We start from the raw sequence: 12850 nt of genomic DNA, 5'->3' as shown, positions 1-12850 counted from the left end.
GGAAACCGTAGCATACCTGCAGGCGGTGTCAATACCTCTCGACAAAAGAAAACCTCATCAAAAACTCCGGCATTCTCATGCTCCCCGCCTCTGAAATACTGATTTCATTTATATAGTCTTGCCTGCTTTCAAAAAAAGAGCCTGAAAAAACCACCCTGCTGCCCGGATTCAATGTCAATAGCACTTTGTAAAGATCCGAATCCGGAGGAATCAGAGTTTTGGGTCCGGCGTCCGAAAAAAAATTATTGTAGGTCTTTATTTGTATGCCACCGTCGATATTTATTGCCAAAATACCCTTCCCATCCGAAGTGGCTCCTATCTCCTTCACAACTCCCAGCCAGTGTGTTGCGGATTTGTCGGGCAATATTTCTGCTATTTTGTTTTTCCGCTGCTCCCTAAGCTGTCTCTGTACCAGCTCGTTTTTTGTGGCTTCGTATTGGCGCATATGCTGGGAGATGGCTCTCTCAAAGGCTTCTTGTGCCGCTGGCTTTATTTTGTCCTGGTGCCGTCCATTTGTGTTGGTGTTGCTGGGTATCAGCGCGAACGACACAACCACAAAAAAAATACAAGCCCCTAAAAAACCGCCCCCGACAGAGATGGTCTTTGATTTTTTATTCTTCCGCAGATACCAGGACGAAAAAAACCACACAACAAAAAACATGAGTGGAACATACGACAGAAGACTTTCCATGATAAAAAATCCTTTCTCAAAAAAATCTGACCTCTTTTCTCTCTCCTAGAAATGCTGTAGGGCCTGTATCCAGCCGCCGCAGAAAAATACAAAAAGACCCCGCATTTTTTTCATTTCGTCCGCCTGCTTCCATGTTTTTATTGTCTTGGAAAAGAGGCACCCTTTTTTTCTTGTTTTGCGGCTAATTTTATGCCCTTTTTTATAGCGTAAAAATCTCAACAAAAAAAGCCTAACAAAAAAGGAGGCCGCATGGTGAGGATATGTCCCAAATGTGGGTTTGAGAGATCGGGGGATGACGGGCTGCCAGCAGATGAGTGCCCCAGATGTGGAGTAATTTACAGAAAAGCCATGCCCCGTCCCGAGGCACAAAGGGATATGTGTGTGGCAGAAATCGAAGCACAAGAAAATAGGCATGCCCCCCTTTATGCCCCTTATATATTGGTTGCCTTATTTTTTATGGTTGTGTTTTTTTCGGCAATTACGCAGGAAGGCTTTTTTCTTGTTGTGCTGACAGTGGGTGGCATTGCAGCTTTCTTTTTTTATAACAAAAAGAAGCCTGCTCCCAGAGATGCAGATCCTTTTCCCGGAGACACCGAAAGCACCCCTGAAAAAAAATACCACCCCCCGGCAATATCCAGATACTGGGATGATATACATCATGATGTACCTGTTAACAGCCTTCTCAATATTGTGTATATAGATGAAAAAAATGAAAAAACAACCAGAGACATAGGGGTAAGTTATTATGACGGGAGCTGCTATCTCCAGGGGCATTGCCATCTGAGGGGGGCCTACAGAACCTTTCGCATCGACAGGATACAGGAGTGTTTTGACATAGACACTTTTGAAACCGTAACAGATATACCAGGGCACCTGCGCCGCAAATACGAAAGCTCCCCCAAAAGAATACTGGAAAAACTTTACGCCGATGAAAAAAACACCCTCAAAGTTCTGTACTATGTGAGTAAGGCGGACGGACAGACAAGGAGAGAAGAGAGGGATCTGCTTATCTCGGCCATAGAGGAGATGCTTTGGCCCAAGGCGCTGCCTCACGCCGTGATTGATAAATTTATAGACAAAATAGAACTGCCGTCAACGCATGGGTTTAAGCTGGCCGTCGGCAAATTAAAAAACGAAAAGCCCGACAGCCTACCCATGGTGTCCGATTATGCAAAAAGGATTGTGTCTACGCAAAAAAGTATACACCCAAACGAAAAAGAGGCTCTTGATTATATTGATAAAAAAATAAAAGAGGAAGAAAAGCGCGCCAAAAAATAAGGATAGATGAAAGCAGATAGTTTTTCAGCCATCTGTAAGCGGCGGCAATTGAAGTTGTTGTTTTCGGCACGGAACCTTCTGACGCAAACGCGGAGAAGCTCATTTCCTGGTCCGGGGTGAGCTTCGACCTATGCGCATGCCCGAACCAGTCTGTTATTGGCGGCCACGGCGTAGGGCTCACAGCGCCGTCCTATATATCTTGGTGCGGTGGGATGAATCTTCGTTCCCAAGAATCCAGGCCCTCCCTCCGCTTATGATAGGCCTTGGATTGCCGGACAAGATTGTGGGCAATACGCCGGGGATGTCAACGAAAGTGGTCGGATCTTCAACGCTGGCGCACATAACAGAGGATGTTCTGTTTGCGGAGGCCGCCCCGAACTGTCCGCCAGCGAGGTATATGTGGGTGTCTGTCACAATGGATGTCATGCCAAACCGGCCTTGGGGAAGCGTTGCTCCATCCACCACCTCCCAGCTTGACGGATCGCTTTTGTGTGCTCTCAATATTGTGTTTCTGAAAATATTGGTATTTCCATTCGATCCACCATACAGATACAGGTAGTCTCCTACGGCCGCGAACGCAGGCATATATCGCGAATCCGGAAGGGTCTTCCCCGGCACAATCTCCCAGGCCCCGGGGCTTGAAACAGGGGCGCGCATAATCGAAAAAATATCATTCCAGGAATCATCCACGCCGCCCACTATGTATATATATTCTCCGACAATAAACAGGGAGCCGTAGCCTGATGCGATGGGCAGAAAATTTTCTGTCGGCATCCACTCTCCTTCCGGGATTACAGACATGAGCTCTGGCTCCGCAGTCATGTCGCCGGTGTGGACCCTCCTGATCTCAAGCCATGCCCCAGTATTTATGTCGCCGGTGCCGAAAAACCAGATATGGTCACCGATGTGGGCGGCATACGCCGCCGCCATTCTGGGCCATGCCGTAGAGACTACAGACCATGATGACAGGTCAGAAAGGCTTGCCGTTATGGGGTTGTGTGACATCCCGGCCACCAGATACACTTGGTCCCCAACAACAAACGGCCACGCATACCCCGCGTTGTTGGCATCTGGCAGGTTTGCGGCCGAAACAACCTCCCAGGTTTCCGGGCTGGACACTCGACCGACACACAGGTTTTTGTTGAGCCATGTAGCGCCGGGCCATACCTGCCAGTTGTCTGCGGAGTCGATGTCTGCGCCAACAAGCGGAGCCTCTTCGCCTAATACGCCGATTCTGATCCATCGTTTGTTTCCGGCGTTTGTTTGTGGGATGAGGATTGCTGGTGGTGCCGGGGTTGCTCCGGAATCGCCGTGCAATCTATATACCGACAGGAGACCTTCCGTCACAACAAAGGCCGCATCACCATCCGAAAGCGTGTCTCCGTCAAGCAGTGTAAGCGCACCAGGCCCATCGTCTATTGCCGTTGCTGGCCAAAATTTATTTGACATCTAACCTCCCTTAAAACCAATACAGATAAAGTTGCGGTGTTGTTGCGGATGCCCCAGGATGACGGCACGCCGAAAAACAGGCCTTCTTCCGTTGATACCCTGATCTCGCCATACATTTTTGCCACGCGGGAGAGCCATTCCAGGTGTCTGGTTTCGGTGGAAACCTTGATGGTGCGATCAGCTGAGGCATAGCCCATGTCATTTACATGGGCCCCTCCATCCAGGGTGGCTGTCCGGGATACCCTGCGCGAGCCTGAGCGGTTTGCCAGCAGTTCAGGACTGTCTTGTTCCATAACACGCGTACCATCGATGTCAAACACGGGTGTGGTGACGATGATTTTCATTTATACCTATCTCCTGGATGGTCGCCGGGTCTGTTTTACGGCCTCGGGAAGGCCGTCATGTCCTGCATGGTTGTTATGGCACCACCAAGCTCCGGAATCAGCAGCGCGTTAACGTCGTTCTTGGTAGGCTTAGACAAGGCGCCGCCTGCGCCTATGGCAATGCGGCAAACAGATCCCTGGCGGGTGGAAGCAAACAGCTCTTTTTTGGTCGACGTCATGGACCAGATATAGTCTGATTCGTGGGATATTTCGGATATATGTCGAAGAGCCCCGTCAATATCCGCTGTTGCATACAAATAAGGGGCTTCTTCCCTCGGCTCCTGGTATCCGTAAAAGATAAAATCCCCATTATATGTAACAGCTCTTGGCATATTTCCGCGCCAGCCCCCCCCCATTTGCAATTCCACAGCGGTGTCCGCACCCCCGTCCTGGGGTACTCGATGCACTACGTTCCAGCCAACCACATCGTTATTCATCCCTAGCCACGTGACCCCGGCATGGTGCTCTATCCACCAGCGATCCTCATAGTAGTATTGGGGGCTCAAGACATCAAAGGTACTTACCCCAATAAATAAACCGTCCATGGTGTACCTGCGGACCTCCATGGTGTTTTTCCCCGGCCAGATCGCCCGCACAAACAAAAATTCTGCCCCTGCGGTAATTTCCGCTAATCTGGGGCCTACTTGTTCATATATTTCGTGTCCGTCAGCGTCGAACGTCCCCGTAGGCGCATATTCGGTGTGGATAAATATCCATTCTGGGTCTGTTCCACAAATAAGCTGGCGGGCATATCCCGCAAGAATCCCCATCGTATGCGGGTGGCGAAATTCAAAGAAAGATTCTGGATCCTTTACAACAAAAAATGACCGCAGGGGCGTGTGGGCAGCATACTCAGGGTATACATCGTAAACCCTGCCAGACCTCGGACCAGGGATCGATTTCATGACAGCCAGTTTGCTGTGGGTTCTCCTGCCGATTATTTTTTGCATGTTGGAGCTGAAGCAAAAAATACCGACTGCGTGCAGAGCTTCCGGCCATTGCGGATATAAGCCCTCCTTCTGCTTGTGGGAATGCACTAGCGACCACACAAAACCACACCCTTTCGGCCTTTCCACAAAACCAATGATCCTCGGATGGCGAAACTCCTGATCGCTAAACATCACCACCACATGGTCTCCCTCCTCAAATGCCGCCGCGTGACAATCCATGTAATCAACGGGCACATCAGCCAAGGTGTCCGCCTGGTTGATTTCCAGATTTTTAATATAGGACCGGGACTCGTCCAGGGTCAGGGATGCGGTGTTTGCGGCAATGTTTATACTGCTGATGGTGGCCGTCCTGTACGTGGGTTTCCATTTTTGCCATCCCGGCATAATGGCCCAACTGAACACTGCCTGGGCGGCGGTCATGGTAGAGATGGGTTTGAGGCGGCCATGCGGCCGCGCAGCGGATGGGGCTGAAGCGATTTCCAGGGATTGGGCCCCCAGGACCATGTGTTCTGGTTCTCCGTTAATTTCCATAGCGGGGAGGGAACCTGTGAGATTTTCACTGAGGTCTACACACCACAGCTCTCTGATATCGTTATCCACCCTATTTTTTAATTCCTGTAAATCTCGTATGTGTTGCTGATTGGCCAGTAAACACATCTCGGCCCGTGCGTACTGGGCGCGAATCGCTGCCTCGGTGTTTCTGCAGCGCTGGACCTGCATCTGGGCCTCCAGGACAGCCCGCCTCTGCGCATTGCTCGCGGGCTGTCCGGCGCACTCCCTGATAAGCTTGTCCAGCTCCCTGGACGCTGCTGCGGTCTCATCAGCCGTCGTGAGGATCTTCTCTTCAAGCCCTGCCATAGCCTCGTTGTAAAACACAACTCGCTGTTGGGCAGCCTCCATAAGCGGGCCCACCCACTCCCGATGACACATTACCTGCGCCATATATTTTCCATCACCCAGATTTTCTAAAATTTCCACAATAGCCATGCATGCCCCCGCTTCTTATGCTGTCAGGATTTCCATGTTCGCCTGGTTGCGGCCCACGGAAACAGATATCCTGTCCACCAGGTAGCTACCCTGAGGGGTCTGGATCCAGTCACCCGGCATCAACCCGAACACCGGGGCGCACCTGATACGGATGTGGCCATCGGCCTGTAGGGAGTAACTCACAAGCGGCCCGGACCGCTTGGGTATGGTGGGATCGAAAGAAAAAGAAATTTTGCCTCCCGCTGCCAGGGTGATGTGGCTATTGCGCCCGCCCATGTCGTACCTGACGCTTATTTTTCCGGCCCTGGCCATTTCTACTAGATCTCTGCTCCCGTCGGCATGATAAAATCCCTGCAACAACACGATTTGCCCATTTTTGCGAGCTTCCACGGGGGCTATGTTTTGCATAGCCCCAGGGGCTGCCACAGAGAGATGGGATGCCCCATGCCGGTAGAGTCGGAACTGGAGAGACGATATGGGTATTTCTAGATCCTCCATGCCGTCGGCCGATCCGGTAATAACACACACAAAAACTCTCTGGGAATGGGCGGCAAAAGACATGTCTGCCCACCACGGCATGGCAGCAAGTCCCTGCCAGGTTACCCAGTCGGTCTGTTGCCAGGTGGTCTGCAGAGTGGCCTGGAATATTGTCATGGGGCCCCGTGATCATTTTTTCATGTTTATGGTAAAAACAAAAAGGTCCACCTCAGATCCCCAGCAGCATATCCATGCCTTCCTCGTTCACCCGTACCTGGATAGCGGACAAAACCTCCCACATGAAGGCCTCCAGATGGGGGGCAAGGCCATCCCCCTGTATGGTGATGAGGGAATCCCCCTTGTTCAGGGCGCTCATTTTGGCGTCCATGAGCCGCATTTCCGCATCTGCTATTTCCATTTGCTTATTGTGGGCTTCCTTCCGGAGACTCATTTCTTCTTTTACCCATTTTTCAATTTGCCACTTATCGGAAAAACTGCCGGAACTGCTCCATGTGTCAAACAAATCACCCAACACATTGCCGGTGGACTCCATGGTGGTGGAAAGCCCGGAGATGATGGCCTCCACTTTTTTTGCATTTGATTCCACTTCTGCGATATCTAGCTTTGCCCTCCACTCTACCTTACTCTTCACGACATCTAGCGCTGCCTTGATCCGCTCTGTTTCCTCGGCCATTTTGGCCTTTTCCAGCTCCACATAAACCTTTACTTTTTTTTCCTCAGAAAGCTCTTTTTCCAATTCTTCTTTTGTCTTTTTCACTGAGGGCTTGTCCGGTCCGGCATAGTAGATGATGTTCTGTTCGTCATCAATCCCTGCAAAAACGCCCTTCACGACCTCCATATAGTTTGTGTCCACCTCTGGTTTGACGGACACTTTGTGAATGGGGGGCAGCCCGTCAAGGGCTGTTTTCAGCGCAGACCACGAGGCCTCATCCTTGTGGATGAGAAACTCCATGATGACGTCATCTGAAAGATTGGAGACATCCAGCCCCATCGCCATAATATCCGCTCTGGCGGCCTCCATCTGCTCCGTGGAAACACGGATTTCAGGAACAGGAGCATTGGCGAGTTTTTCTACCTCAGTCCGCATTTTGGCCGTAGATCCGCTGCCGCCCTCGGCTTCCTCGGCAATCAGGCCAAAGCCCCTTCCAATGCGCTCAAAGCCCCTGAAGATGTCATGCCCGTCTTCGTTGATGGATTTTTTCAGTGCCGCAATTTCCGCTTCCACCCGCGCCCGGTCTCTGCCGAACTGCTCGCTCATCCCGCCGAAGGTCACCATTTCCGCAAGGGCGAGAGAGGCTTCCTGCACCTCCAGAAAAGAAAGCTTCAGCCAGCGCAGGGTTCCTGTGAGGGTGTTCCACAACACCTGTACGGCCCCGCCCACGACATTGAAAACAGAAGATGCCGCTATGCCAAACTCATTCATCCCAACGAGAACAGCGGCAAACTCCAGCCCCAGCGCATTCACCGCCTTGCCGATGGCAAGGATCTGGCCCGCGGCCTTCTGAGCCTCGGTGTCATCCTGGGCCATGAGAAGGAAAAACTCCCGGATCTGGTCAATGAAGGGCTTGAAACCTTCCACCATGCCGGAGGTGATATTCACAAGGCCCTTGAGCATGTCCACCGCGGTCTGGATGAAGACTTCAAGGTCCTGGGCCTTTCTCAGATCCAGCTCCCCAAACAGGCTCATGATGGCATCCCCAAGCCCTTCGAGAGAGGTTGTCAACCCCGAAAAATCCACATTTTCCATGGCTTCGGGCAGGGCCTTGGCCACATCCCTGAAAAAGGCCTCTAGCCCGCCCCCCATGCGGCGCAGGCCGTCAAAAAGATCGTCAAAGGCTCCGGAAGAAACAAGCTGCTGCAACACAGACTGAATCTCCGTCATGCCACTGATGGCCCCGGTGATGCTGTCCTTGAATTCCGTACCCACCACAATACCGAGGTTCTGGAGCGAAACGCCATACCGCGCCAGGGCCACCTCCGCCGTCGCCATCTTGAGCGAGACCTCTCCCGCCACGGCCCCCGTGGCCTGGAGTGCCGTATTTGTTACCGCTGTGGAGAGCTTAAGCCCGTCAAAAGCAACAATCATTTTTCCCGCGTGGTTTGTGCCAGCAAGCATCTGCACCAACACGGGCTTCATGCTTTCGTCCACCGTTTTAAAAGCCTTGGCGACATCAAAATAAATATCGCGGGAGGACCGCATCTGCCCGTTTGAATCCTTTTGAGAAACGCCGAGGATATCCAGTGCATCCGTGACCGTTTTTGTATTCGACGAAAGCCGGAGGAGCGTGGTTTTGAACGCCTCCGAGGCCTCTGACCCGGAGCGGAACCGCTCTATCACCGGCACCAGAAGCCCTGCGGTTTCCTCAAAAGAAAACCCGGCCTGAGACGACAGGGGCGCAAGCTTGGCCATGCCACCGGACAACTCCACCACGGAGGTGGCGTAATCGTTGGAGACCTTGTTCAAAATATCCGTAACGCGGGTGGTTTGGGATGCTTCGGCATTAAAGCCCTTCATGATGGCAATGATGTCCGAGGAGGCGTTGCCCACCTCATACCCGGCCTCTGCTGCAGCAATCACCAGGCGCATGGCGGCTTCCGCCATGTTCAATGAGTCGTCAAGCGCAAAACCCGCTTTTTTAAACTCCACTGTGGAGTCCAGGACGCTCGTTGCCGACACCCCATAGGCACTCGACAGGGCCAGGGCTTCTCTCTGTATTCGGGGGATCTGTGGGAGGAGTTCTTCCTCCAGCACCTGGGCAAGGCTGGTGCTGGCAGATTCAAAGTCCACGGCCTTTATGTAGGCATACGCCAATCCCCCCACGGCAAGGGCCAGCAACGCTGCGTCTGTCGCCAGTACGGCATCCGCTGCACGGGCAAACGGTGCGGAGATTTTGTCGGCCAGGGCGGAAGCCTTGTCTATAGAGGCTTTCATGGCTCCCGCCGACTCGGAAAAAGAGCGATTGAGCTTGTCCGCACTCTCAGCCACCTTGTCCACATTATCGATGGCGGACTTTGCCGGGCCGGAGGTCTGATCATCCCCGGCAAACACGATTTTGACTGTTTTTTCCATATCCGCCATGCTTTATCTCTCCTTCAGATTTTCATAAAACATGCCCCACAGGGCCGTCTCTACCTGCGTGAGATGCCCCTGCGGGAACACATCCGGCCGCAGTTCAAACAGCATTTTCCCCCTGGCGTGACCCAGATTCAGCGCGGCGCGGATACCCGCGTCGCGCCAGAGGGCCTCTACTCCCCCAGGGCTGCGCCCTCTCCGGTGAGATTGAGGATGGCATCCGAGAGCTGATAGGCAAACACGGGCTGCACTTCAAAGAGCCGGGCTGCGGCCTGTTCGTCCAGCTCCGGAGAAGCACAGCCAAGGGCTACCATGGTGATGCGCCGGGCCAGGTCATCCGGGAGGGAGTCCGGGGACAGGCCCAGAACGTCCTTCATGGCGGAAAGTCTCTCCTCCCGGCCTCCAAAAAACTTCTCCACCAGGGCCTGCATATCCCGGTTGCGCTCCACAGCTGCCCGCACCCGTGCCAGCTCTTCCCCGGTGAGGCCCCGCACCTGAAACGCCGCCTGGGCCGGATCCTCAAAAAAGACCTTCAGGCCCTCGGGAGCAGGAAAATCCCGTGTCCTGGGCTTGGTTTTCGCGGCCAGAAACCGCCCTATGTCCATCATGACTTGATCTCCTCAGCCGCGGACGACGCGGACAGGGTGCAGGAGGCGGAGATGCTGTCCCCGGCGGGAAACATCCGGGCAATCCCCAACTTGGCCTGCACCAGCAGGTGGGGGGCGCGGAGGCGGTGCGGAAAAAACTGCCACCAGAGGGTCTGATTTTTGAGGCCCACAGCAACGTCCGTGACCCCGTCTTTGAGGTAGGTCTTAAACGATCCCTGCCCCAGAGACTCAGAGGACGATCCCACAGACCCGCCATACACCTGGGTGGAGGACTGGGAGTGGGTGGTTTCGGGCGGTACAAAATCTGAGGTCGGCTCCAGAGGGGCAAAAATCGGGGTATAAACCTCCGCAAAAATCCTGCGGGTGGTGTTGCCCGTGTGGATGGCGGGCAGGGCTGTCGCGAATGTGATTTTACCGTGGGTGGAGTTTTCGTCCCAGACGGGGAAATCATACAGCTCCGTATGCGTTCCCGGAACGCTGTAGATTTCTGCAGCGGTGACGGCTGCTGCTGTGGCGCTGGAAAGCCGCACCTGCCCCAGCTCGATGCTGCCCACAGGGATGAGGGGCGGGCCGCCAGCAACGTCTCTGGTTTCCGTAAATGCCGTGCCGTCCGTTCCGGCAACAGCGGCCAGGGCTCCGGTGTCATCGATGGTGATGGATGTGATTTTGTGGGTGTTGGTGTCTGCCGCGCGGGTGACAGCCACAGTCCCGGATGCGACAGCGATCTGCTGACCCGCCTGGTAGGCCGTGAGGGCCGCGACGGTGACACTGTTGTTTCCTGCGGACGGGGTGATGGCCCCGCCTGTGATGAGACCATCCGGGCGGATGACCGGCTCCCTGCCTGCAACGCCAGACCACGGCTTTGCTGCGATGCTGTAGGTGGTGTGGTCTCCGGAGTCCGTCATGGCCTGGGCCGGGACAAACTGCTGGCCGGATTCGTATTTGAGGAGGGCGTTTGCTGCGTTGTTCGTTTTGCTCATGTTTTTTATCTCCTGTTTGCCGGTTAATATCTCCCGGCACTGTATCATGGGATTTTTCAGCAGCCGTGGGCGTGTGACTGGGTGAGGCTGTATGAGGAGCAGAGGGGAGCAGAGGGGAGCAAAAAAAGCTTGACAGGTTTTTTACGCCCCAAAAGCCACCGTTTGAACCGCCTCAATAGATGTGGCTTTTTTTATGCTATCCTCACAGCGCTGCTGCTCTCCCAGGATCTGTCCGGCGGCCACCTCATAAGCCGCCACCTTTGCCAGGACCCTCTGGGCCAGATCCTCTACGGTGAGATTTCTGGCAGCGGCGATGCCGGAGAGCAGGGGTGTCGGGCTGCTGCTGTCCGCAAGATACGCCCTGGCTTCCGCCTCCTGCTTGTCCCACGAGAGTTTTTCGTGGGCGGAATAGCTCCCCGCCAGCGCGGCCATGGCGGCATCTGATTGATGTAATATGCGCTGCAGCCACTCTGATTTTACGTGTTCCAGCGCCGCGGTATCGTCGGCATCCAGATCCAGGGTTCCTAAAAATATGGCATCGAATGGGCTGCAGGCGGGCTGCTCCTGCATATCCCCCGGTTGTTGCACAGACACAAACAGGCCGCTTGTCCGGTAATTTTCCGGCACCTGCCAGACATGCACACGGGCAGGCCTGGGCAGTCGGGGTAGTTCGTATTCCCTATCATCGTCCATCTTTAAAATGTGGTTTTCAATCCGCATGATGCCCCCTTCGGGATGCTGTTTTTTATGATCTCTTCCGTGGTTCTTTTGCCATTGCAGTGTTTCATGTAGGCCCTAAGGCTGGCGGTTTTTTGCGCTACCTCTTTGCGGCTTATTTTCCCAAAAGCAAAATCTCTCCCCGCTTTTCTGAGCCGCGCCTTTGCCCTTTTTACGTTTCTCTTACGTGGCAGAATGTGCGTGGCCCATGTCCTGTATCCGCACCAGTCAACGCCTGCGCTGACGGGAAAGACAGCGGTTTTGGGGTTAAGCCTCAAGCCTATGCCTTCTACAAAAACACGGGCTTCTTGCAGGGCCTGCTGCGCCTCTTTTTTATCTTTGGCCACCACAATAAAGTCGTCCATGTATCTGAGATATTTATACCCGCAATCGTCTGCCATGTGGTGGTCCAGCTGATCCAGCATGATGTTGGCTTCAAGCTGGCTGGTCAGCGCACCCACAGGTCTGCCTACACCGTTAAAGCCATATCCGGACATGACACTGCGCCATAAATCCAGTGTTTTCTCGCACCGGATTGTTTTTCTTATTGCTACTGTCAAATCATCATGCCGGATGGACGCAAAATAGCTTTTTATGTCTGCCTGCATGATGTATGGCTTGTCTCTTTTGGCCTGCGCCCTTCGGAGCATTCCCTGTAAAGCTTTTACCGCTGCCTGTGCGCCCTTACCATTCCTGCAGGCGTATGAGTGATGAATAAACTTTTTATCAAACAAGGGCCTGACAACTCTGTAGATGGCGTGATGCACCACTCTATCCGCAAAGGGCGGGGCTGTTATTTCTCTTCTTTTTGGCTCCATAGAGACAAAGTTTCTGGCCTTTCCCGGTTGCCATGTTCCCCACAAAAGATGGTTGTGGATGTTTATGAGGTTTTCTTCCAATTGTGCCGAGAATACAGCAACTTCATGGCGAAAACGCTTCCCTTTCCGGGCGGACAGATACGCCATCCACAGGTTGTCGAAGTCTGCTATTTGATCAAAAAGGTAGTTATAGGTTCTTGACATCTTGTTCCTTAAAATGAGGTGCGGCCATTTTCGATCTCTACTCACCGCCGCACCATTTTGATGTTTAGCCTTTCGGCCAGGACGCAAGCCCCGAATATTCTGGATCTGTCCGAAGCCCCGTGGGACTTCGGCTTCTGTCCGCCGTATCTTCGCCAGACGGGAACCAATGTTGGAATTCGCATTCGTCGCGTCATTGTTGCCATTCGCGCACCAC

At 53.5% G+C, this 12850-nt stretch carries 11 protein-coding genes; 1 reads left to right on the top strand and 10 read right to left on the bottom strand.

Annotated features, from left to right (window positions below; all coding sequences use genetic code 11):
• Positions 1 to 28: 28 nt before the first annotated feature.
• The gene (locus RBR60_RS14890) at positions 29 to 691 is read right to left on the bottom strand and encodes a hypothetical protein (RefSeq protein ID WP_320358213.1); all 663 of its coding nucleotides are present in this window, start codon (positions 689 to 691) and stop codon (positions 29 to 31) included.
• Positions 692 to 940: 249 nt separating this feature from the next.
• On the opposite strand from RBR60_RS14890, the gene RBR60_RS14885 reads away from it, so the two are divergent.
• Positions 941 to 1969, top strand: a complete 1029-nt coding sequence (locus RBR60_RS14885) for a WYL domain-containing protein (protein ID WP_320358212.1) — start codon at positions 941 to 943, stop codon at positions 1967 to 1969.
• A gap of 177 nt (positions 1970 to 2146) precedes the next feature.
• Here the strand turns inward: RBR60_RS14885 and RBR60_RS14880 are convergent, their stop codons facing one another.
• The 9 genes from RBR60_RS14880 to RBR60_RS14840 all read right to left on the bottom strand — a co-directional run.
• Positions 2147 to 3418, bottom strand: coding sequence for a hypothetical protein (locus RBR60_RS14880; RefSeq protein WP_320358210.1), 1272 nt, complete (start codon positions 3416 to 3418; stop codon positions 2147 to 2149).
• Positions 3385 to 3762 carry a hypothetical protein gene (locus RBR60_RS14875; RefSeq protein ID WP_320358208.1) on the bottom strand — a complete coding sequence of 126 codons (378 nt, stop codon included), beginning with the start codon at positions 3760 to 3762 and terminating at the stop codon, positions 3385 to 3387. The genes RBR60_RS14880 and RBR60_RS14875 overlap by 34 nt, the downstream gene beginning before the upstream one ends.
• A 35-nt stretch (positions 3763 to 3797) precedes the next feature.
• The gene (locus RBR60_RS14870; RefSeq protein WP_320358206.1) at positions 3798 to 5738 is read right to left on the bottom strand and encodes a hypothetical protein; all 1941 of its coding nucleotides are present in this window, start codon (positions 5736 to 5738) and stop codon (positions 3798 to 3800) included.
• 15 nt (positions 5739 to 5753) lie between these two features.
• The gene (locus RBR60_RS14865) at positions 5754 to 6392 is read right to left on the bottom strand and encodes a hypothetical protein (RefSeq protein ID WP_320358204.1); all 639 of its coding nucleotides are present in this window, start codon (positions 6390 to 6392) and stop codon (positions 5754 to 5756) included.
• A 52-nt stretch (positions 6393 to 6444) separates the two neighbouring features.
• Complete coding sequence (locus RBR60_RS14860) at positions 6445 to 9315, bottom strand: phage tail tape measure protein (RefSeq protein ID WP_320358202.1); 2871 nt, start codon at positions 9313 to 9315, stop codon at positions 6445 to 6447.
• A 167-nt stretch (positions 9316 to 9482) separates the two neighbouring features.
• Entirely contained in the window at positions 9483 to 9917 is a 435-nt protein-coding gene (locus RBR60_RS14855) for a hypothetical protein (RefSeq protein WP_320358200.1), read from the bottom strand.
• Positions 9914 to 10897 (bottom strand): hypothetical protein, encoded by a 984-nt coding sequence (locus tag RBR60_RS14850; RefSeq protein ID WP_320358198.1) that lies wholly within the window; start codon positions 10895 to 10897, stop codon positions 9914 to 9916. Before RBR60_RS14850 ends, RBR60_RS14855 begins: the two co-directional genes overlap by 4 nt.
• Before the next feature lie 141 nt (positions 10898 to 11038).
• Positions 11039 to 11617, bottom strand: a complete 579-nt coding sequence (locus RBR60_RS14845; protein WP_320358196.1) for a hypothetical protein — start codon at positions 11615 to 11617, stop codon at positions 11039 to 11041.
• A partial coding sequence (locus RBR60_RS14840; RefSeq protein ID WP_320358194.1) for a reverse transcriptase/maturase family protein occupies positions 11593 to 12850 on the bottom strand: 1258 nt, incomplete at its 5' end. The genes RBR60_RS14845 and RBR60_RS14840, both read right to left, overlap by 25 nt.

Source organism: Desulfobotulus sp., from assembly GCF_034006065.1.
Classification (GTDB): domain Bacteria; phylum Desulfobacterota; class Desulfobacteria; order Desulfobacterales; family ASO4-4; genus Desulfobotulus.
Note: the sequence above shows the minus strand (reverse complement) of the source record. Positions and strands in the feature narration are given on the sequence as shown.

Excerpts from the sequence above, each read along its gene's own strand:
- RBR60_RS14890 (WP_320358213.1), bottom strand. The coding sequence starts at position 691 with ATGGAAAGTCTTCTGTCGTATGTTCCACTCATGTTTTTTGTTGTGTGG.
- RBR60_RS14885 (WP_320358212.1), top strand. The coding sequence starts at position 941 with ATGGTGAGGATATGTCCCAAATGTGGGTTTGAGAGATCGGGGGATGAC.
- RBR60_RS14880 (WP_320358210.1), bottom strand. The coding sequence starts at position 3,418 with ATGTCAAATAAATTTTGGCCAGCAACGGCAATAGACGATGGGCCTGGT.
- RBR60_RS14875 (WP_320358208.1), bottom strand. The coding sequence starts at position 3,762 with ATGAAAATCATCGTCACCACACCCGTGTTTGACATCGATGGTACGCGT.
- RBR60_RS14870 (WP_320358206.1), bottom strand. The coding sequence starts at position 5,738 with ATGGCTATTGTGGAAATTTTAGAAAATCTGGGTGATGGAAAATATATG.
- RBR60_RS14865 (WP_320358204.1), bottom strand. The coding sequence starts at position 6,392 with ATGACAATATTCCAGGCCACTCTGCAGACCACCTGGCAACAGACCGAC.
- RBR60_RS14860 (WP_320358202.1), bottom strand. The coding sequence starts at position 9,315 with ATGGCGGATATGGAAAAAACAGTCAAAATCGTGTTTGCCGGGGATGAT.
- RBR60_RS14855 (WP_320358200.1), bottom strand. The coding sequence starts at position 9,917 with ATGATGGACATAGGGCGGTTTCTGGCCGCGAAAACCAAGCCCAGGACA.
- RBR60_RS14850 (WP_320358198.1), bottom strand. The coding sequence starts at position 10,897 with ATGAGCAAAACGAACAACGCAGCAAACGCCCTCCTCAAATACGAATCC.
- RBR60_RS14845 (WP_320358196.1), bottom strand. The coding sequence starts at position 11,617 with ATGCGGATTGAAAACCACATTTTAAAGATGGACGATGATAGGGAATAC.